The sequence below is a fragment of the Streptomyces sp. NPDC023541 genome, assembly GCF_055559995.1.
This window is the reverse complement of the sequence record NZ_JBVHJO010000002.1, coordinates 41,456-62,138: the sequence shown is the minus strand read 5'-3', so window position 1 is coordinate 62,138 and position 20,683 is coordinate 41,456. Positions and strand designations below refer to the sequence as shown.

General features: G+C 72.2%; 13 protein-coding genes and 1 pseudogene. 9 read left to right on the top strand and 5 right to left on the bottom strand.

From position 1 onward, the window contains the following. Positions 1 to 319 precede the first annotated feature (319 nt). Positions 320 to 817: pseudogene (locus ACZ3X1_RS04260) on the top strand (GNAT family N-acetyltransferase); the annotation flags it as partial. On the opposite strand, the gene ACZ3X1_RS04255 reads toward ACZ3X1_RS04260, so the two are convergent. After that, positions 768 to 1,694, bottom strand: coding sequence for an EamA family transporter (locus ACZ3X1_RS04255; RefSeq protein ID WP_467276421.1), 927 nt, complete (start codon positions 1,692 to 1,694; stop codon positions 768 to 770). The pseudogene ACZ3X1_RS04260 and the gene ACZ3X1_RS04255 sit on opposite strands and share 50 nt — an antisense overlap. Positions 1,695 to 1,783: 89 nt before the next feature. Between ACZ3X1_RS04255 and ACZ3X1_RS04250 the strand changes: the two genes are divergently transcribed. Together ACZ3X1_RS04250 and ACZ3X1_RS04245 are read left to right on the top strand one after the other, a co-directional pair. Beyond that, positions 1,784 to 2,686 carry a LysR family transcriptional regulator gene (locus ACZ3X1_RS04250; RefSeq protein ID WP_467276418.1) on the top strand — a complete coding sequence of 301 codons (903 nt, stop codon included), beginning with the start codon at positions 1,784 to 1,786 and terminating at the stop codon, positions 2,684 to 2,686. Between the two features lie 330 nt (positions 2,687 to 3,016). After that, the gene (locus ACZ3X1_RS04245) at positions 3,017 to 4,834 is read left to right on the top strand and encodes a glycoside hydrolase family 3 protein (protein ID WP_467276415.1); all 1,818 of its coding nucleotides are present in this window, start codon (positions 3,017 to 3,019) and stop codon (positions 4,832 to 4,834) included. A 76-nt stretch (positions 4,835 to 4,910) separates the two neighbouring features. Here the strand turns inward: ACZ3X1_RS04245 and ACZ3X1_RS04240 are convergent, their stop codons facing one another. After that, entirely contained in the window at positions 4,911 to 6,344 is a 1,434-nt protein-coding gene (locus ACZ3X1_RS04240; RefSeq protein ID WP_467276412.1) for a S28 family serine protease, read from the bottom strand. A gap of 745 nt (positions 6,345 to 7,089) precedes the next feature. On the opposite strand from ACZ3X1_RS04240, the gene ACZ3X1_RS04235 reads away from it, so the two are divergent. After that, positions 7,090 to 7,644, top strand: a complete 555-nt coding sequence (locus tag ACZ3X1_RS04235) for an EF-hand domain-containing protein (RefSeq protein WP_362632340.1) — start codon at positions 7,090 to 7,092, stop codon at positions 7,642 to 7,644. A 26-nt stretch (positions 7,645 to 7,670) separates the two neighbouring features. On the opposite strand, the gene ACZ3X1_RS04230 is transcribed toward ACZ3X1_RS04235, so the two are convergent. The 3 genes from ACZ3X1_RS04230 to speB all read right to left on the bottom strand — a co-directional run bounded on the left by ACZ3X1_RS04230 (position 7,671) and on the right by speB (position 14,370). After that, complete coding sequence (locus ACZ3X1_RS04230; protein WP_467276405.1) at positions 7,671 to 11,528, bottom strand: ABC transporter ATP-binding protein; 3,858 nt, start codon at positions 11,526 to 11,528, stop codon at positions 7,671 to 7,673. 164 nt (positions 11,529 to 11,692) lie between these two features. Further along, complete coding sequence (locus tag ACZ3X1_RS04225) at positions 11,693 to 13,378, bottom strand: thiamine pyrophosphate-binding protein (RefSeq protein ID WP_356810124.1); 1,686 nt, start codon at positions 13,376 to 13,378, stop codon at positions 11,693 to 11,695. A gap of 29 nt (positions 13,379 to 13,407) precedes the next feature. Then, positions 13,408 to 14,370: an agmatinase gene (speB, locus tag ACZ3X1_RS04220; protein ID WP_030032703.1), complete on the bottom strand. Its 963-nt coding sequence runs from the start codon at positions 14,368 to 14,370 to the stop codon at positions 13,408 to 13,410. 116 nt (positions 14,371 to 14,486) lie between these two features. On the opposite strand from speB, the gene ACZ3X1_RS04215 reads away from it, so the two are divergent. The 5 genes from ACZ3X1_RS04215 to ACZ3X1_RS04195 all read left to right on the top strand — a co-directional run bounded on the left by ACZ3X1_RS04215 (position 14,487) and on the right by ACZ3X1_RS04195 (position 20,638). Next, positions 14,487 to 15,884, top strand: coding sequence for a helix-turn-helix domain-containing protein (locus tag ACZ3X1_RS04215; RefSeq protein WP_467276401.1), 1,398 nt, complete (start codon positions 14,487 to 14,489; stop codon positions 15,882 to 15,884). Positions 15,885 to 16,009: 125 nt separating this feature from the next. Next, a complete protein-coding gene (locus ACZ3X1_RS04210) occupies positions 16,010 to 17,167 on the top strand; it encodes an acyl-CoA dehydrogenase family protein (protein WP_356810136.1) in 1,158 nt (385 codons plus the stop codon). A gap of 6 nt (positions 17,168 to 17,173) precedes the next feature. Continuing rightward, the gene (gene tesB, locus ACZ3X1_RS04205) at positions 17,174 to 18,049 is read left to right on the top strand and encodes an acyl-CoA thioesterase II (RefSeq protein ID WP_362632350.1); all 876 of its coding nucleotides are present in this window, start codon (positions 17,174 to 17,176) and stop codon (positions 18,047 to 18,049) included. A 106-nt stretch (positions 18,050 to 18,155) separates the two neighbouring features. Further along, positions 18,156 to 20,195, top strand: coding sequence for an RHS repeat domain-containing protein (locus ACZ3X1_RS04200; protein WP_467276394.1), 2,040 nt, complete (start codon positions 18,156 to 18,158; stop codon positions 20,193 to 20,195). Continuing rightward, positions 20,192 to 20,638, top strand: a complete 447-nt coding sequence (locus ACZ3X1_RS04195; RefSeq protein WP_467276392.1) for a hypothetical protein — start codon at positions 20,192 to 20,194, stop codon at positions 20,636 to 20,638. Before ACZ3X1_RS04200 ends, ACZ3X1_RS04195 begins: the two co-directional genes overlap by 4 nt. Positions 20,639 to 20,683: the final 45 nt, after the last annotated feature.

Genomic DNA, 20,683 nt, shown 5'->3' with positions numbered 1-20,683 from the left:
CCATACGACCCGCGACCCCCCCGGGAGGGTTGCATCCGGAGTCGCAGATTTACGTTTCCATTACCCAACGCCTACCCGAGGTGCCGGCGAATCGGCGCAGAAGTAGCGTTTCGGGCATGAGCGAATCTTCATTCCAGGACGACGTGCTGGGCGAGCTCGGTGACGACCGCTGCTGAACGAGATCGTGATGGCCGGGGTGCCGGCCAGGCTGAGCCGGCCCGTCGCCAACGCCGTCTCGCCCCGCCCCCGCGCGCTATCCTCGGGCGCCATGGACACGCCCACGGCATCCCGGACGCCTGAGGACCCCGAGGCGAAGGCGGTGCGCCTGCGCGATCCGGGGCCCGGCGAACTGGGCTGGATCGTGCAGCGGCACGGCGCGCTGTACGCCGCCGAGTACGGCTGGAACGCCGAGTTCGAGGGCCTGGTGGCCCGGATCGTCGCCGACTTCGCCGAGGACCACGACCCCTACCTGGAACGGGTGTGGATCGCCGAGCTGGACGGCCGCCCGGTGGGCTCGGTGATGTGCGTACGGGAGGACGGCGCACCCGGCACCGCCCGGCTGAGGCTGCTTCTGGTCGACCCGGAGGGGCGCGGCCGCGGCATCGGGGGCCTGCTGGTCGACACGGTCGTCGCCTTCGCCCGCTCGGTCGGCTACCGCGAGCTGGTGCTGTGGACCAACGACGTGCTGACCGCCGCCCGCGAGCTCTACCTGCGGGCGGGGTTCACCCTGGTCGCCGAACGGCCGCACCGCTCGTACGGGGTCTCCCTCATCGGGCAGGACTGGCGCCTGCCCCTGCAGGAGCCCTCCCGGCGCTGACGGCCGCGGTACGGGCCCGGGGCCGCGCGGGGGCCAGTGACGTCAGCGCCACCCCGCCCACCAGCAGCGCCGCCGCCACCCAGCGCAGGCCCGACACCTGTTCCCCCAGCACCAGGGCCGCCGAGGACATCCCGAAGACCGGCACCAGCAGGCTGAAGGGGGCCACCGACGAGGCCGGGTAGCGGTGCAGCAGGTAGCCCCAGGCCCCGAAGCCGAAGACGGTCGAGACCCAGGCGACGTACGCGATGACGCCGACCCCGGACCAGTCCAGGGCCCGCAGCGCGGCCAGGTCCCGCTCGGGGCCCTCCAGGAGCAGCGACAGTGCGAACAGCGGCACCACGGGCACCGTGGACACCCACACCATGAAGTTCAGCGCGTCCGGCGGGGAGGCCTTGCGGGTCAGGACGTTGGAGACGCCCCAGCAGGCGGCGGCCGCCACGACGAGGGTGAAGCCGAGCACCGGCCCGGAGGTTCCCCCGTCCACTGCGGCCACCGCGATCCCGGCCAGCGCCACTGCCATGCCGGTCACCCGCACCCGGCCCGGCCGCTCGCGGAGCACGACGGCGGCGAGGACGGCGGTGAAGACGGCCTGGACCTGCAGGACCAGGGAGGACAGCCCGGCCGGCATCCCCGCGTCCATGCCGGTGAAGAGCAGGCCGAACTTGGCGATGCCGAGGGCGATCCCCACTCCCGCGATCCACTTCCAGGCCACCTTGGGCCGCCCGACGAAGAACACGGCGGGCAGGGCGGCGACGAGGAAGCGCAGCGCGGACAGCAACAGGGGCGGGAAATGGTCGAGTCCGATCTCGATCACCACGAAGTTGAAGCCCCAGACGGCGGCGACGAGCACGGCGAGGGCGGTGTGTACGGGACGCATGCACCGAGCATCACCTCGACGAACCATGAAGCACCAGCACGAATCCCTTCCTTGACCGATGAAGCATCGCTAACGAATAGGATGAGGACATGCTCGATCTCGCCCGGCTGCGCGCCCTGCACGCCGTATCCGTACACGGCTCGGTCGCGGGCGCGGCGGCCGCCCTCGGCTACACGCCCTCCGCGGTCTCGCAGCAGATCGCCAAGCTGGAACGGGAGACCCGAACCACCCTGCTGGAGCGGCGCGGGCGCGGGGTCGCCCTCACCGAGGAGGCCCGCCACCTGGCCGACACCGCCCAGGAGCTGCTGGCGATCGTGGAGCGCGCCGAGACCACCCTGGAGGAGCGCCGCGGGCAGCCGAGCGGGCTGCTCACGGTCGCCGCGTTCGCCTCGGCCGCGCGGGGGCTGCTGCCGGGAGTGCTGGCCGACCTGGCCCACCGGCACCCGGCACTGGACGTACGCCTCACCGAGGTCGACCCGCACCTGTCGGTGGACCTGGTGGCCCGCGGCGTCACCGACCTGGCGGTGGCCCACGACTGGGACATCGCCCCGCTGCCCGCCCCCGAGGGAGTGGAACAGGCCCCCATCGGGGACGACCTCTGCGACCTGGTGGTACCGGCCGGCCACCCCTTCACCACCCGCGGGACCGTCCGGCGCTCGGACCTCGGCGGCCAGCGCTGGGTGTGCCAGCCGCCCGGCCGGGTCTGCCACGACTGGCTGATGCGGACGCTGCGCACCGCCGGCTTCGAGCCCGACATCGCGCACGTCGCGGAGGAGAACCACACCATCGTCGCCCTGGTCGCGGCCGGACTGGGAGTGGCGGTCGTCCCCCGGCTCGGCACGGGCACCCTGCCGCCGGGTGCCGTGGCCGTACCGCTGGAACCGGGTCCCGTCCGCAGGCTGTACGCCCTGTGGCGCGCCGGAGCCGCCCGCCGCCCGGCCATCACCGAAACCGTCCGCACCCTCCAGGACCACTGGACGGCACGCAGCTAGGACGTGTCGGGGCACGGCCCCGGACAACGCGGGCCCGGCCGACAAGATCCGAAGGACACGTCCTGGGGCGTGTCCTGCGACGGACGCCCACCGGTACCCGCGGGCCGGGCCCTACGCGGACGGGTGTGTGCCGGGGGTGCCCCCTCAGGGCGCCGGACGCAACCGCCCCGCACACCGCCCCGCCACGTGCGGCGCCCGAGGAGACACCCCCCGGCGCGTGGCCGGCCCCGCCGGCACCTGCGACCCGGCACCCCGGACAGGCAGGCCCCACGGGGCGACACGCCCCGACACGCCCGGCGGCGCCCGGACGGCACCGGTAGGGTCCGGCCCGTGCCGAACCACGCCTCCCGCCGGACCCTGCTCGCCGCGGCCGCCGCCACGGCCGCGGGGGCGGTCGCGGCCGCCTCGGGCACCGCCCGCACCGCCGCCGCCGACATCGCCGACGCCCTCAATCCCGAAGGGCCTCCGGGCCGCCGGCCCGACCGGGCCGGCCTCCGGCGCGCCGTGGACCGGATGAGCCTCGCCGAGAAGGTCGGGCAGCTCTTCGTCTCCCGGGCGTACGGGCATTCGGCAACCGCACCCGACCCGGCCGACGCCGAACAGAACCAGGCCATGTTCGGTGTGCGCACCGCCGCCGAGCTGGTCTCCCGCTACCACCTCGGCGGGATCGTCTACTTCGCCTGGGCCCACAACACCCGCACCCCGCAGCAGATCGCCGCGCTGTCGACCGGCCTCCAGCAGGCGGCCCTCACCTCCGGCGCCCGGATCCCGCTGCTGCTCTCCACCGACCAGGAGCACGGCGCCGTGGCCCGCATCGGCAGGCCCGCCACGCTCTTCCCGGGGGCGATGGCGCTCGGCGCCTCCGGTTCCGCCGCCGACGCCCGGCGCGCGGCCCGCATCGCGGGCTCCGAGCTGGCCGCCATGGGCATCCGGCAGGATTACGCCCCGGTGGCCGACGTCAACGTCAACCCGGCCAATCCGGTCATCGGCGTACGCTCCTTCGGCTCCGACCCGCGCGCCGTCGCGGGACTGGCCGCCGCGCAGGTGCGCGGCTACCAGGGTGCCGGGGTGGCCGCGACCGCCAAGCACTTCCCCGGCCACGGGGACACCGAGACCGACAGCCACGTCGGCCTGCCGGTCATGCGGCACACCCGCGCCGAGTGGGAGGAGCTGGACGAGCCGCCCTTCCGGGCCGCGGTGGAGGCCGGCGTGGACGCGGTCATGACGGCGCACATCGTCTTCCCCGCGCTCGATCCCTCGGGGGATCCGGCGACCCTCTCCCGGCCGATCGTCACCGGCATCCTGCGCGAACGCCTCGGCTTCCAGGGGGTGGTGGTCACCGACGCCCTGGACATGGCCGGCGTCCGCCAGAAGTACGGCGACGACCGCGTGCCCGTACTGGCCCTCCTGGCGGGCTGCGACCAGCTGTTGAACCCGCCGGACCTGCCGCTCGCCCACCGCAGCGTGCTGGCGGCCGTCGGGTCCGGCGAGCTGACGGAGGCCCGGATCGACGAGTCGGTGCTGCGGATCTTGGAAGTGAAGTCGCGCCGGGGGCTGTTCGACGAGGCGTACCCCTCGGCCGCGGCGGTGGACGCGGTCGTGGGCGTGCGCGAGCACCTCGACGCCGCCGACCGGATCGCGGCCGCCACCACGACCCTGCTGGCGAACCCGGCCGCCCTGGTGCCGGTCGACGCCAAGGCCGCGCCGCGGCTGCTGGTCACCGGGACGGACCCGGTCTCCCCCAGCGGCACCACCGGCCCGCCCACCGTCGTCCTGGCCCGGGAGCTGACCGCGCTGGGCTGCAGGGCCACGGCGGTGGCGCCTGTGCGCGCGGTGGCCGCGGCGGCCGGCAACGCCGCGGTGCTGGTGTGCACGTACAACGTCCCCGAGGGGGACAGCCCCCAGCGCACCCTGGTGACGGACCTGATCGCCACCGGCGTGCCGGTGGTCCTGGTGGCGCTCCGCAACCCCTACGACCCGGCCCGGCTGCCGGCCTGCGCGGCCGAACTCGCGACGTACTCGTGGGGGGACGCGGAGATGCGGGCGGCGGCCCGGGTCCTGACCGGGGCGGCGCGGCCCGCGGGCCGTCTGCCCGTGCCGGTCCCCGGCCGCTACTCGCTGGGGCACGGGCTCTCGCTCGACGCGTGAGACCGGCCGCGGACACGGCGGAGGGCGCGCCCGCACGGGTGCGGACACGCCCTCGTCCCTCACAGCCGCAAGGCCCTTACGGGCGCAGCTGCGGCTCGCGCTCCAGGTCGCGCCGGTCGAGCTCGGCGTCCGGGGCCGCCAGCGGGGCCGCCCGGCCCGCGTCGGCGAGTGCGGCGGCCGGGGCCACCCCGGCCCACTGGAGGATCTTGGCGGTCGCGAGGGCCTTCTCGCCGTCGAGGAGCTTGGCGACGTTCGCCCCGTGGTTGGCGCCCGGCGCGGTCATCACGTAGCTGTCGCGCGCCCCGTAGCCGATGCGGAACGGCTCGGCGCCCCACGGGTCGTTCTGCCCGTACACGAACAGCATCTGGTTCGCGTGGTCGCGCACCCACGTGTCGATGTCGGCCATGGCTCCCGGCTGGAAGGCCATGGGGATGTCGCGGGGCACGAAGTTGCGCGGCGGCTGGTAGCCGTAGCGGCTCAGGTTGCCCAGGTGCGGCTGCTTGATGTCCGGGGAGCCGAGCTGGGTCCCCGCCTGGTAGTAGTACGGCGTGTACGTCTCCAGGCCCTGGTCGGTGTAGGCGGAGAAGCCGGAGATCGCGTCGATCGAGTCCCAGATCTCCTGGTCGCTCGCGGTGGCGGCGGCCGGGACGGAGGCGCAGTCGGCCAGCAGGCTGTACTGCCAGAAGGCCCACACGTAGTCGAGGACGACGGCCTCGTAGGCCTTGTCGAGGTTGCCGACGGTGGTGAAGGTCCAGCCGTTCTCGGCGGCGGCCGCCGCGTACTTGGCCTCCAGCGGCTCACGGCGCACCAGGGCCTCGCGCTGCACCGCGTTCAGCTTGTCGCGGCACTCCTTGGTGCCGACCTTGGCGAAGAACCGGTCGTAGGCCGAGTCCTCCTTGTTGACGACGTCGTTGGGCGCGACGTACGCGACGACGCCGTCCATGTCGCGCGGGTAGAAGCGCTCGTAGTACGTGGCCGTCATGCCGCCCTTGCTGCCGCCGGTGGCCAGCCAGTTCTTCTTGTAGATCTTCTTCAGGGCGGTGAAGACGCGGTGCTGGTCACTGGCGGCCTGCCAGATGTCCAGGTTGGCCCAGTTGGCCGCGTCGGGCCGGGAGGGAGTGAAGAATCGATACTCCATGGACACCTGGTTGCCGTCGACGATGGTCGTCGGCTCGCTGCGGCGCGGGCTGGTGTTGACGTTGTAGCCGGAGGTGAAGAAAACCGACGGCCGCGAGACGTCCTTGTGCAACAGGGTCAGGCGCTGCTTGAAGGTGCCCTTCCACGGCTGCCGGTGGTCGATCGGCTGCTCGTAGTTCAGCACGAAGAATCGGTAGCCGGGGTACGGCTTCTCCTCGATCAGGCTCATCCCGGGAATGCCGAGGATCTGGTCCTTGATGTCCGCGGCGGCCGTCGGCTCCGCGGCGGTGGCCGCTTGTGCCGTGGAGCCGGCCGCACCCATGGTGCCGATGAGCACCACGAGCGACAGCAGCCATCCGAGCGTCTTGCGCATTCGCCCTCCCCTTGAGTTCACTTCGGTCGCCGTGAACCTAGCCGGGCCAACACGCCGCTGAACAGACCCAGTTGGGACTGTCCCTCAGCACAGGATCCAGCCGGAGTCGGCCGAACCGGCCCCCAAGCTCCCCTTTACATACACACAGCGGCTGATCGCCCCTACGGTGACAGGTCCGGCATACCGGGTGAATCGCCCCGCGTCGCGCACCGGCGCACCGCCGCGCGGCTGGATGCTCACCGCCATCCGCCGGCGCTCGCCGGACGTCCGGGCCACGGTCATCGCACAGGCCTGGTTGCGGCTCTTGTAGACGCGCAGCTCCCCCTCGCCGAAGGCCACCGTGCGCGCGAGCCGGCCCGCGCACCCGCCGCTCGCCGCCTGGACGGGCGACCCGGCGAACAGTCCGCCGACACAGAGCCACAGGGCCGCTGTGAGCGCTCCCAGAGGCGCGGCCCGACGGCCCCGCCCGCTCCACCCCTGCACCATCCAGCCCCCCGATCGGTCGTGCACACGGACGAAGTGCGCACGCACGTACGACGCCCGGACGCGCCGGAAGGTTGCGTCGGCCGAGGACCCGGCCGCCCGCCGGGGGCCGCCCCTCCCTCGTACGGGTGCATCCGCAACTGCCCGCCCGGGGTAGGGGAGTTCGCGATCCGACGGGAGATTACGCTAGGTGACCGCAAGCCCGCACAACGTACCCGCGTTCGCACCCGCGGACGTGGACGTAGCCGTGAAAGGCACTCACATGACGAACGACCTGCTCGACCGCAAGCTGGAGCGCGCCTTCACGCACCTGGACGCCGACCGGAGCGGGGTGATCGACGCCGACGACATCATCGCGCTCGGCTCGCGGCTGCTGACCGCCCTCGCGGAGCCCGCCGACTCACCCAAGGCCACCCTGGTGATGGGCGGGCTGGCCGACTTCTGGCAGGACCTCTTCACCGAGCTGGACCTCGACCGGGACGGCAAGGTCACGCCCGAGGAGTACAAGGCGGGCATGACCCGGCTGTACGCGCAGGGCGGGCCGGCCTACGACCGTTCGTTCCGTCCGATGATGCGGGCGATCCTCACGATCGTCGACACCGACGGCGACGGGCGCATCAGCCCGGAGGAGTTCCACCGGGCGCAGGAGGCCTTCGGCACCGACCTGAGCCCCGCCCACACCGAGGCGCTGTTCCGCCGGATCGACGCGGACGGGGACGGCACCCTGACGGTGGACGAACTGCTCGGCGCGGTACGCGAGTACTACACCGGCACCGACGAGGACGCCCCGGGGAACCTGCTGTTCGGCGAGTTCTGATCCCCGGGGCCGCCACGGCCCGCCCGCTAGGCCGCTGCGGGCTCGTCCTCCCCGACGAAGGTGCGCCACAGTTCGGCGTACCGGCCGCCGCGCGCCAGGAGTTCGGTGTGGGAGCCGTCCTCGACGACGCGGCCGCGGTCCATGACCACGACCCGGTCGGCGCGCGCGGCGGTGGTCAGGCGGTGCGCCACCACCAGCGTGGTGCGCTTGCCCGCGAGCCGGTCCGTCGCCTGGTTGACCTGGGCCTCGGTGGCCAGGTCGAGGGCGGCGGTGGCCTCGTCGAGCAGCAGCACGTCCGGGTCGACGAGCTCCGCGCGGGCCAGCGCGATCAACTGGCGCTGTCCCGCGGAGAGGTTGCGGCCCCGCTCCGCGACGGTGTGCAGGTAGCCGCCGTCGAGGGTGGCGATCATGGCGTGGGCGCCGACCGCGCGGGCGGCGGCCTCCACCTCGGCGTCGCTCGCCTCCGGCCGCCCGTAGGCGATGGCGTCGCGGACGGTCCCCGGGAAGAGGTACGACTCCTGGGGGACGACACCCAGCCGGTGGCGGTACGCCGTCAGGTCGAGCTCCCTCAGGTCGGCGCCGTCGACGGTGATCCGGCCGGAGGTCGGGTCGTAGAACCGCGCCACCATCTTGACCAGGGTGGACTTTCCGGCGCCGGTCTCGCCGACGAAGGCGACGGTCTGGCCCGCGGGTATGCGCAGGCTGATGCCGGCCAGGGCCTCGCCGTTCTCGCCGCGCTCGTGGGCCGTCCCGTACTGGAAGCGGACGTTCTCGAAGGCGATCTCCCCGCGCAGCGCGGGCATGTCGCGCGGGTCCTCGGGCCGCGGGGTGGTGGTCGGCTCGCGCAGCAGGTCCTGGATGCGGCCGAGGGAGACGGTGGCCTGCTGGTAGCCGTCGAAGACCTGGGAGAGCTGCTGGACCGGGGCGAAGAACAGGTCGATGTAGAGCAGGTACGCGACCAGTGCGCCGGTCGTGAGCGTCCCGGCCTCCACCCGGCCCGCGCCGACGATCAGCACGGCGGCCGCGGCGGCCGAGGACAGCAGCTGCACGAACGGGAAGTAGACCGATATCAGCCACTGGCCGCGGATGCGGGCCTGGCGGTAGGAGTCGCTGCGCTCGGCGAAGCGGGTGGCGCCGGAGCCCTCGCGGCGGAAGGCCTGGACGATCCGCAGACCGGAGACGGACTCCTGCAGGTCGGCGTTGACCAGGCTGACCCGGTCGCGTGCGAGCTCGTAGGCGGCGACGGACTTGCGGCGGAACACGATCGTCCCGACGACCAGGACGGGCAGGGTTGCGAAGACGATCAGCGCGAGCTCGACGTCGAGGACGAGCAGGGCGACCAGGATCCCGAAGAAGGTGAAGACGGAGACGACGGCCGTGACCAGCCCGGTCTGCAGGAACGTCGACAGCGAGTCCACGTCCGTGGTCATCCGGGTCATGATCTTGCCGGTCAGCTCGCGCTCGTAGTAGTCGAGGCCGAGCCGCTGGAGCTGGGCGAAGATCTTGACGCGCAGCGAGTACAGGACGCGCTCGCCGGTGCGGCCCGTCATCCGGATCTCGGCGACCTGCGCGGCCCACTGGGCGACGACCACCGCGAGGGCGAGGCCGGCGGCCACCCAGACGGCGCCGAGCACGGCCTGCTCCACGCCCTGGTCGATGCCGTGGCGGATCAGGATCGGCAGGAGCAGTCCGGCGCCCGCGTCCACGGCGACGAGCGCGAGGCTGATGGCGAGCGGCGCCCAGAACCCCTTCAGCAGGCGGCGCAGGCCGTAGCTCTCCTCGGCGGCCGCGGCGCGGCTCTCGTCCACGTCGGGCCGGTCGTCGGCGGGCGGCAGCGCGGCCACCTGTGCGAGCAGTTCGGGGGTGGCGGGCATTCCGGCGACCGCACCGGCCATGGAGTGGCCGGCTCCGGGCATCCCGCCTGCAGCGGCGGCGGGGGCGCCGGCGGCGGCGGCCGCTCCGGGCTCGTCGCGGCGGCGCCACAGCTCGGGGGTGATCCCGGCGGGAACCCTGCGCTTGGCGTTGACGGGCTCGGAGTCGATCTCGGCCTCGAACTCGATGTCGCGTTCGAGGTCGCGGTCGAGATCGCTCTCGAACTCGGCCATCGCGAGGGCGTCCGGGGTCCGCGGCGAGCCGGCGCCGAGCGCGTCGGGGTCGGTCAGCAGCCTGCGGTAGAGCGGCGAGCGCTTCTCCAGCTCCTCGTGCGTGCCGATCTCGGCGAGCCGCCCGCGGTCCAGTACGGCGATCCGGTCGGCCAGCGCGAGCGTGGAGCGGCGGTGGGCGATCAGCACGGTGGTCCGGCCGGCCATGACCGCGCGCAGGGCCTCGTGGATCTCGTGCTCGACACGGGCGTCCACGGCGGAGGTGGCGTCGTCGAGGAGCAGCAGCCTGGGGTCGGTGAGGATCGCCCGGGCCAGCGCGATGCGCTGGCGCTGGCCGCCGGAGAGGGTCAGGCCCTGCTCGCCGACCTTGGTGTCGTACCCGGCGGGCAGGGCCCGGACGAACCCGTCGGCCTGGGCGGCGCGGGCGGCGGCCTCGATCTGCTCGTCGGTGGCGCCCGGGTGCCCGTAGGCGATGTTGGCGCGGATGGTGTCGGAGAAGAGGAAGGAGTCCTCGGGGACCAGGCCGATCGCGCCGCGCAGGGACGCGTAGGTCAGCTCGCGGACGTCGTGGCCGCCGATGCGGACGGTGCCGCGGTCGGCGTCGTAGAAGCGCGGCATCAGGAGCGAGACGGTGGACTTCCCGCTGCCGGAGGCACCGACGACGGCGACGGTCTCGCCCTCCGCCACGGAGAGCGAGAACCCGTCGAGGACGGGCCGCCGGGGGTCGTAGCCGAAGTGGACGTCCTCGAACTCGACGGTGGCGGGCGCGTCGGCGGGCAGTTCGTGCTCGCCCTCCGCGATCGCGGGCTCGGTGTCGATGAGCTCGAAGACCCGCTCCACGCCGGCGCGGGCCTGCTGGGCGACGGTGAGGACCATGGCGAGCATGCGGACGGGGCCGACGAGCTGCGCGAGGTAGGTGGAGAAGGCGACGAAGGTACCGAGCGTGACCTGCCCCTCGGTGGCCATCCAGCCGCCGAGGGCCAGCATGGCCACCTGGGCGAGCGCGGGCACGGCCTGGAGGGCGGGGGTGTAGCGGGAGTTGAGCCGGATGGCCCGCAGCCGTCCGGCGAAGAGCCGGCGCCCGGCCTCGCGGAGCTTGCCGGTCTCCTGCTCCTCCTGCCCGAAGCCCTTGACGACGCGTACGCCGGTCACGGCCCCGTCGACGACGCCCGCGACGGCGGCGGCCTGGCCCTGCGCGTACCAGGTCGCGGGGAAGAGCTTCTTGCGGCTGCGCTTGGCGATGAACCAGAGCGCCGGGGCCATCAGCAGCGCGACGACGGTCAGCAGCGGCGACAGCCACAGCATGATCCCAAGGGATATCCCGAAGAGCAGGAAGTTCCCGATCGTCATCGGGAGCATGAAGAGCAGGCCCTGGATGAGCTGCAGGTCGGTGGTGGCGCGTCCGACGACCTGCCCGGTGGACAGCTCGTCCTGGCGCCGCCCGTCGAGCCGGGAGATGGTGTCGTACATGTCGGTGCGCAGGTCGTGCTGCACGTCGAGGGCGAGGCGTCCGCCGTAGTACCGGCGTATGTAGGTGAAGGCGTACACGAGCAGGGCGGCCGCTATGAGCATCCCGGCCCAGGGGCCCATGGGCTTGGTCCGGTCCCCGATGACGTCGTCGATGATGACCTTGGTGACGAGGGGTACGAGCGCCATGACGGCCATGCCCGCCAGGGAGGAGCCGAGCGCGAGCAGCACGTTGGCCTTGTACCGCCAGGTGTAGGCGGCCAGCCTCTTGGCCCAGCCCTGTTTCTCCCCCGCCGCTGTCTGTGCCGCCGCCACGTAGGCCTCCCCGTTCGGTCCTGTCCTGCCGGAAGCGGGAACGCCCCGACCGGCGGATTTCATCCCGCCGCAACCATTCGAACGTGTACGCAGCTCGGCTCCGGCGCACCCGGGGAGCCCCGCCTTTGGGCCGCCCGGGTCGCACGCCGCCGCCCCCCGGGGGGTCAGAGGTGGGTGGGGGCGAACATCCTGAGGGTGGCCGGGAGGACCAGGACCGAGGGGCCCGGGGCGGCGAGGGCCTTGCTGAGGTCGGTCGTCAGGGATTCGGGGGTCGTCGTGGCCGCCGGAACGCCGAAGGACTCCGCCAGGGCGGTGAAGTCGGGGCGGGTGAGCTCCGTGCCCGTGGTGCGGCCCTCGAAGGCGTCGGTCATGTACTCGCGCAGGATGCCGTAGCCGCCGTCGTCCACGATCAGCCAGGTGACGTCCAGGTCGTGCTGCCGGGCCGTGGCCAGCTCCGCGAGCGAGTACATCGCCCCGCCGTCCCCGGAGACGGCGAGCACCGGGGTGCCGGGCTCGGCGACGCACGCGCCGAGGGCCGCCGGGAAGGCGTAGCCGAGACCGCCGGCTCCCTGGGCCGAGTGCATGGTGTTGGGGTGCTTGGGGTCGAAGGCCGACCACGCCCAGTAGGACAGGATCGTCATGTCCCAGAAGGACGGGGAGCGGGCCGGCAGCGCTGACCGGATCGAGGTCAGCAGGGACTGCTCCAGGGCCAGGTCCTGGTCCGCGAGGCGGGCCGCGATGTCTTCCAGGACCATCCGGACCCGCTCGGGGGCGTGGTCGTCCTGCCGCTCGGACACCGTCTCCAGCAGCGCCTGGAGGGCGAGGCGGGCGTCCGCGTGGATGCCCAGGGCCGGGTGGTTGGCCTCCAGCTTGCCGAGGTCCGCGTCGATCTGGACGACCCGGCCCGTGGGGAGGAACGTGTGGTAGTTCGACGACAGTTCCCCCAGGCCCGAGCCGACGACGAGGAGCACGTCGGCGTCTTCGAGGAAGTCCGTCATGTGGCGGTCCTCCAGCCAGGACTGGAGGGACAGCGGGTGCGTCCAGGGGAAGGCGCCCTTGCCGCCGAAGGTGGTGACCACGGGTGCGTTCAGGCGCTCCGCGAGCTGCCTGAGCTTGCCGGACGCGTCCGAGCGGACGACCCCGCCGCCGGCGATGATCACCGGGCGGGAGGCGTGTGAGAGCCAGTGGGCCGCCACCGCGGTCAGCTCGGGACGGGGGGCGAGTTCGTGCGGGATCGCGTCCGTGCCCGTGACCTGCGGGACGATCGTCTCCGACCGCAGGACGTCCTCCGGGATCTCCACCCAGACGGGGCCGTGCGGAGCGGTGAGCGCGGACTCCCAGGCCTCGGCGATCACCGAGGGGATCTGGGAGGGGCTGCGCGCCTCGTGGACGGACTTGACCACGTCCCGGAAGGACGCGGCCTGGTCGCGCAGCTCGTGCAGGTGGCCGCGGCGCCCGCCGCCGAGGCCGGCGACCGGGACCTGGGACGAGATGGCGAGGACGGGGGCGGAGGCCGCCGCCGCCTCCGCCAGGGCCGGCAGGGCGGTCAGCGCGCCGGGGCCGGTGGACAGCAGCAGGGGCGCCGCCTCGCCGGTGACACGGCCGTACGCGTCCGCCGCGAAGCCCGCGTTGTTCTCCACCCGGAGGGTGACGAGGCGCAGGTCGGAGCGCCCCACCGCGTCGAAGAGGCCCAGGGCGTGCTGCCCCGGCAGTCCGAAGACGGTGGTGGCGCCCAGCGAACGCAGCGTCTCCACGACCAGGTCCCCGCCCGTCCGCCCCGGCGGCGGGGCCAGGGCGGCGGCCGTCTGGGCCTCGGTGGGACGGAGTACCAGGTCGTGGTCGTGCGTCACGGGTGTGTGGTGCCCTTCTTGCGTGGCTCTTACTTGGCCTTCGCCGCCGCGATCTGACGGCTCATGATCGTGGTGAGCTCGTACGCGGTGTGCGAGGCCGCGACCGAGGTGATCTCGGCGTGATCGTACGCCGGGGCCACCTCGACCACGTCGGCGGAAACGAGGTTGCAGGAGGACAGTCCGCGGATGATCTCCAGCAGCTCGCGGGAGGTCATGCCGCCCGCCTCGGGGGTGCCGGTGCCGGGGGCGTGCGCCGGGTCCAGGACGTCGATGTCGATGGAGATGTAGAGCGGGCGGTCGCCGATGCGCTGGCGCAGCTGGTCGGCGACCTCGTCGGCGCCGCGGCGGTAGACGTCGGCCGAGGTGACGATGCCGAAGCCCATCTTCGCGTCGTCGTCGAGGTCCTGCTTGCCGTACAGCGGGCCGCGGGTGCCGACGTGGGAGAGGGCCTCGGTGTCGAGGATGCCCTCCTCGACGGCGCGGCGGAACGGGGTGCCGTGGGTGTACTCGGCGCCGAAGTAGGTGTCCCAGGTGTCCAGGTGCGCGTCGAAGTGCAGCAGCGCGACCGGGCCGTGCTTCTTGGCGACCGAACGCAGCAGCGGGAGGGCGATGGTGTGGTCGCCGCCGAGGGTCATCAGGCGGGAGCCGCCCGCGAGGAGTTCGTCGGCGGCGGCCTCGACCGTCTCCACGGCCTCGTTGATGTTGAAGGGGTTCACCGCGATGTCACCGGCGTCCGCGACCTGCGCGAGGGCGAAGGGGGAGGCGTCCTGCGCCGGGTTGTAGGGGCGCAGGAGGCGCGAGGCCTCACGGATCGCGTTGCCGCCGAAGCGTGCGCCGGGGCGGTAGGAGACGCCGGAGTCGAAGGGCACGCCGACGACGGCGACATCGGCGGAGCCGACCTCGTCGAGGCGGGGCAGCCGGGCGAAGGTGGCCGGGCCCGCGTAGCGCGGGATGCGGGAGGAGTCGACGGGTCCGCGCGGCTGCGTGCTCATGGCTGTGCCTCTTTCTCTGGCCTGACGTGTGCGGTCCTTCGAGCGTAAGCGGGCCACAGGAGGGTGGGGAGTGTACGTTTCATCCATCTGGCCCTACCGATGTGTACGGAGTATCCATGCCTGCCGCTCCCCGCGATCCGGAGTACGGCAACGGACCCGCCGGGGAGCCGCTCACCCCGCCGGTGCTCCTCGCCTCGCTGCTCGCCGACCGGGAGCTCGGCCTGCGCCACCTCGCCGGGCCGGCCACTGCCGGGGTGCACGGCGTGCACGCCTCCGAGATGCCCGACCCCTCCCCCTACCTGCTCGGCGGGGAGCTGCTGCTGACCGCCGGGGCGGGCCCCGCCGAGGACCCCGACGGGTACGTGGCCCGGCTGGCCGGGGCGGGGGCGGCCGCCGTCGGCTTCGGCGTGGCCCCGGTGCACGAGGAGGTCCCGGTCGCGCTGGCCGAGGCCTGCGCCCGGCACGGGCTGCCACTGCTGGAGGTTCCGCCGCGGACCCCGTTCTCGGCGGTCGCCCGCGCGGTGGGGCGGCTGACGGCGGAGGCCCGGACCCGGGACCTGCGCCGGACCACCGAGGCCCAGCAGGCCCTGGCGGCGGCCGCGGCCCGGCCCGATCCGGTCCCGGCGGTGCTGGCCCGGCTCGCCGCGAGCCTGGGCGGCTCGGTCGCCCTGTGGCCGGGCGCCCGGACGGCGGGTCCGGAGCTGCCCGCCCCGGCCCGGGAGGCGCTGTCCGCGCTGCTGGCCCGGGTCGGCCGCGAGGGCGGGCCCGCCACGGCCACGGACCGGGCGGGCGGACACCACCTGGCCGCCTACGCCCTGGCCGGGCGGGCCGCGCTGGGCACCGCGACCGCGACGCGCGCGCCCGGCGACCACACCGTGGCCTCGGTGGCCGCCGTACTGCTGACCCTGCTCACCGCCGAGCGGCCTGCCGGGGCCGAGGCCGCGGCCCTGACCCGGCTGCTGCTCGACGGGGATCCGGCCGCTGCCCTGACGGCCGGGCCGTGGTACGCCGTCCACGCCCGGGGTACCGGGGCTCCGCAGGCCCTCGCGGCCGCGCTGGGCACCGTACTGCTGGCCCCGCACGAGGGCGGCGTACGGCTGCTGACCGACCGGGAGCCGGGCGCGCAGCCGGGATGGCGGCTCGGGGTGAGCGCACCTGCGGCGCCCGACGCACTGGCCGCGGCCGACGCCCAGGCGGAGCGGGCCCTCCAGCGCGCGGAGGCGGCCCGCACCCCGCTGGCCCGGCACGCGGACGCCGGCTTCGCGGCCTTGGTCGGGGAGGCCGAGGCCCGCGCCCACGCCGAGGCCCTGCTCGGTCCGCTCTCCCCCGCGCTGCGCGAGACCCTGCGCGCCTGGCTGGCGCACCACGGCAGCTGGGACCGTACGGCGGCCGCCCTGGGGGTCCACCGCAACACCGTGCGCCAGCGCGTGGCGCGCTGCGCGGTCCTGCTGGAGCGGGACCCGGACGACCCGGACGTGCGGATGGAGCTGTGGTTCGCGCTGCGCCAGGAGTGATCCGGCCGCGGGTGTGACGTACGCGCGTGCGGCCGAGTCTGGACAGCGCGGCCAACTCGTCGGTAACTTAGTCTGAGCAAGCGCTTAATTTAGGCGGCGGACCGCCGCGACGAAGGGAGCCGGCCGTGCGCCGTACGGTGTTCAACGAGGACCACGAGGCGTTCCGCGAGACCATCCGCGCCTTCATCGAGGCCGAGGTCGTCCCCGTCTACGACGAGTGGTTCGCCGCCGGACAGGCGCCGCGCGACTTCTACTACAAGCTCGGCGAGCTGGGCGTCTTCGGCATCAACGTGCCCGAGGAGTTCGGCGGCGCGGGCCTGGACACGCACAAGTTCGAGGCCGTCCTCTACGAAGAGACCTCCCGCGCGGGCGTGAACTTCGGCGGCTCCGGCGTGCACGTGCTGCTCGCCCTGCCCTACCTCAAGATGCTCGCCGACGACGAGCAGAAGAAGCGCTTCCTGCCGAAGTTCGTCTCCGGCGAGGAGATGTGGGCCCTCGCCATGACCGAGCCGGGCACCGGCTCCGACGTCGCGGGCATGAAGACCACCGCCAAGCTCTCCGAGGACGGCACCCACTACGTCCTCAACGGCTCCAAGACCTTCATCACCGGCGGCGTCCACGCCGACCGCGTGATCGTCTGCGCCCGCACCTCCGCCCCCAGCGAGGACGACCGCCGCTTCGGCATCTCCCTCTTCGCCGTGGACACCAAGTCCGAGGGCTACTCCATCGGCCGCAAGCTCGACAAGCTGGGCCTGAAGACCTCCGACACCGCCGAGCTGGCGTTCGTCGACGTGAAGGTCCCGGTCGAGGACCTGCTCGGCGAGGAGGGCAAGGGCTTCTACTACCTCGGCCACAACCTGGCCTCCGAGCGCTGGGGCATCGCCTTCGGCGCTTACGCCCAGGCCGCCGCGGCCGTCCGGTTCGCCCAGAGTTACGTCACCGAGCGCACCGTCTTCGGCAAGCCCGTCGCGCACTTCCAGAACACCAAGTTCGAGCTGGCCGCCTGCCAGGCCGAGGTGGACGCCGCCCAGGCCGTCGCCGACCGCGCGCTGGAGGCCCTGGACGCCGGCGAGCTGACCCCGGCCGAGGCCGCCTCCGCGAAGCTGTTCTGCACCGAGGTCGCGCACCGCGTCATCGACCGCTGCCTGCAGCTCCACGGCGGCTACGGCTACATGAACGAGTACCCGATCGCCCGCCTGTACGCCGACAACCGCGTCAACCGCATCTACGGCGGCACCAGCGAGATCATGAAGTCGATCATCGCCAAGTCGATGGGCCTGTAAGTCCCCTTGAACGAGGCACTGACGGATCTCCTCGATCTGCTCGACCTGGAGCAGATCGAGGAGAACATCTTCCGCGGCACCAGCCGCACCTCTCTGGTGCCGCGCGTGTTCGGCGGCCAGGTGGCCGCCCAGGCCCTGGTCGCGGCCGGGCGCACGGTGCCCGCGGACCGTCTGCCGCACTCGCTGCACTCGTACTTCCTGCGCACCGGGGACTCCGGCGCGCCGATCGTCTACTCCGTGGACCGGATCCGCGACGGACGGTCCTTCACCACCCGGCGCGTGGTCGCCGTCCAGCACGGCCAGCCGATCTTCCACCTCTCCGCGTCCTTCCAGACGTACGAGGAGGGGCTGGAGCACCAGGTCCCGATGCCTGCGGCCCCGGACCCCGAGTCCCTGCCGACGGCCGCCGAGGCGCTGCCGCCGTACCGCGAGACCTTCCGCGACCCGGGCACCGTCGAGCGGCTGCTGGAGGCGCGCGGCGCGGTGGACCTGCGGTACGCGACCACCCCGCCCTGGGGCACGGTCGGCGAGCCGCTGGAGCCGCGCTCGCAGGTCTGGTTCCGCACGCAGGGCAAGCTCGCGGACGACCCGCTGCTGCACACCTGCCTGGCCACCTACGTCTCCGACATGACCCTGCTCGACGCGGTCCTGCTCGCGCACGGGCGCGGCGGCTGGGCGGTGGGCGACGTGGTCGGCGCCTCGCTGGACCACGCGATGTGGTTCCACCGGCCCTTCCGCGCGGACGAATGGCTGCTGTACGACCAGGAGTCCCCGTCGGCCCACGGCGGCCGGGGCCTGGGCCAGGCCCGCATCTACACCCAGGACGGCCGACTGGCGATCACGGTCATCCAGGAGGGCGTGGTCCGCATCCCCCGGACCTGACCGCGCGGGCGCGGTCACGGTTCACCGTGAGGTCCTGTCCTACAACGACCTCTACCAGCCGCTCGAAACCCAGGTCACCATCCCGTCCACCCCTGACACCGGCGCGATGGCCGGAACGTACAAGTGGACGAACAGCTACAACGTCGCCGGCCAGGTCCGCACGACCAGGCACCCTGCCATGGGCGGCCTCCCGGCCGAGACGGTCGGCAGCACCTACCAGTCGGTGTCCGGCCTGCTCAACAGCATGGGCGCAGGCAACACCCCCCTGGTCGGGGCGATGACCTACGACCACTACGGCCGCACGATCCGCCAGGAACTCGGGGCGTCCACCGAGAGCCTGTACCGGACGAACGAGTACGACGAGCACACCGGCGCCCTCACTCGCACCGTCACCGACCGGGAGCTCGCGCCCCAGCGGATCGAGGACACCAAGTACACCAACGACGCCGCCGGCAACGTGACGGCGATCGCCTCGGCCTACGGCCAGGACGCCGCCCGGACGACGGACACCCAGTGCGTCAACCTCGACTCCCTGCGCCGCATCACCGAGGCCTGGACCAACAAGGGCGAGACCTGCGCGGCCGCTCCGTCGGCCACCGTCATCGGTGGCGAGGACCCGTACTGGACCACGTACACCTACGACGCCGTCGGCAACCGCAAGACGGAGATCAAGCACAAGACCGCCTCGGGCCCGACCGCGGACACGGTCCGCACGTACGCGCCCCCGACCGCCGGAAAGCACGACCTCCCGAAGGTCACCCAGACCGGCACCGTCCCGCATGACGAAACCTTCACCTACGACGCTATCGGCAACACCAAGACCCGCAAGAGCGGCACGGGTGAGACCCAGTACCTCGACTGGGACGCGGAGGGACGCCTCAAGTCCCTCGTGCAGGGCCTGACCACCGACTCGTTCATCTACGACGCGACCGGCAACCGCCTCCTGCGCAAGGAGAAGGACAGCACCACGCTGTACCTGCCGTCCGGCAACGAGCTGAAGCTCGACAAGACGGGCACGGTGACCGGCACCCGCTACTACGGCGGTGTCGCCGTCCGCACGGGCGGCAAGCTCACCTTCACCTTCGCGGACCACCACAACACCGGCACCACCCAGGTGACCGCCGACGCGACCCAGACGGTCACCCGCCGCAAGACGGGCCTGTTCGGCGAGACCCGCGGAACCCAGCCGACGACGTGGACCGGTGAGAAGTCCTTCGTCGGAGGCACGAAGGACAACGACAGCGGCCTGACCCACATCGGAGCCCGCGAGTACGACCCCCTGATCGGCCGCTTCATCTCGGTGGACCCGATCATGGACCTCAAGGACGCCCAGCAGCTCCACGGCTACACCTACGCCGCGAACAACCCCTTCACTTTCTCCGACCCCGACGGCCTGAAGTACTTCGAGGGCCACAACACCGACCAGGGCTTCCAGTCCAAGCCCCAAAGCGTTGTCAGTGCGGCTACGAGGTACGGCCACTACGGGGACAACAGGCCCAACAGGACCTGGAATCAGATCAGGAGTGCCCGCCAGATAGCGAAGAGCGGCGGCCGACTGAGCAAGGAAGACATCGTTCTACTCGCGAACGACCTCGACCGCGAGGACTTCCTGAACACGCGCTGGCCCAATTCGTGGCACACGCAGGGGAAACAGCCGTGGGCGCGCCCCGAGAGCCGCAATCCCACCATGAATCTCGCAGAACTGACGCTCTGCGCCGAAAACCCGCTGCAGTGCTGGAAGGTCAAGGAGGTGATGGAGTGGGCGTGGGACGTTTCAGGTTCTGAGCCAGATTCGAACGTAAACAACAACGCCTATCGACACGCCCTTTGGCAGGGTCGCATGACGGCAGAATTTGGCGCCAAGGCGGCTGAATCATGGGCTGAAGCCCACGAGGCCTATTTCCCGTACAAAGAACAGCGCGACCACATTGCCGATCTCTACAACAACGTTCGCGGGAGGGCGATTGGGCAGGACATCCGCCAAGAAGCCAAGAAGGACCACAAGGACGCGGGTGAGTGGCTAGAATCAAAGAACTACGAGCCGCTTATATCTCGAGCAAGAGAATTCGCCAGCTCCGACCAAATCGCAAAGGAAGACTACTTCAAAATCAACATCTCCACCTTGAAACCTCGAGTACGATCGTGAGCGTTTTCCTTCGACACGCCAGAGTGCTGGCATTCCTCCTTGCCGCAAGCTTCGCCACCACATCATGCGGGTCGACGAAGCACGACACCGAGGAACTTGCCGCAATGGATGTGACAGGCACCTGGGAGAGCAACAAGGGTGGCCGAATCGTTTTCACGGAAGACGGATCGGTCTCGTTTAGCAACATCACACAGGATCCGTACTGCGTCCCGGAGGATCTTCGGAACGCGGTTCCACGAACATCCGGAAGCGGCACATGGGTGTTCGAAACAATCCCGGACGAGCATCCGGGCGTGCGGATAAAATTCGACACAGGATTGGAGAAACCAGCCCATTGCGGCCTAAATGCATTTTGGGTGGGGAAGCGCCCCTACTCGGAGATGTATCTACGTCAGGACGACGGCATGGGAGAACGCTACAAACGGGATCCCTCGGCACACTGAGAAAGTGCGCGAAAGTGCGTCCGCAGTGACCCGTCCGGCTGGGTC